This is a genomic window from Exiguobacterium sp. s163, assembly GCF_018617135.1.
In the GTDB taxonomy this organism is placed as follows: domain Bacteria; phylum Bacillota; class Bacilli; order Exiguobacteriales; family Exiguobacteriaceae; genus Exiguobacterium; species Exiguobacterium profundum.
On the sequence record NZ_JACSJN010000021.1, the window covers coordinates 1 to 301 of the forward strand.

A 301-nucleotide genomic window follows, 5' to 3' on the forward strand; every position below is an offset into this window, starting at 1 on the left:
CGCACCATATGCACCCTTAGCTCAGCTGGATAGAGCGTTAGACTACGAATCTAAAGGCCGGGAGTTCGAATCTCTCAGGGTGCACCATTTTAACGGGAAGTAGCTCAGCTTGGTAGAGCACTTGGTTTGGGACCAAGGGGTCGCAGGTTCGAATCCTGTCTTCCCGACCATTTATTTTTTTGGTCTTTGAAAACTGAACGATGAGGCAAAAAAAGTTTTACAATTTTTGAATGAAGCGCAAGCTTCGTCAATTTAAGAGCTATATCAAATTCTTTGGAGAGTTTGATCCTGGCTCAGGACG

The 301-nt window shown here is 44.9% G+C and carries 2 tRNA genes; both read left to right on the top strand.

Features of this window, described 5'->3' with window-relative positions:
- The first annotated feature begins 10 nt into the window (after window positions 1-10).
- Window positions 11-87 (top strand) — tRNA-Arg (locus KNO71_RS17550).
- Window positions 88-93: 6 nt separating this feature from the next.
- Window positions 94-170 (top strand) — tRNA-Pro (locus tag KNO71_RS17555).
- The last annotated feature ends 131 nt before the right edge of the window (window positions 171-301 follow it).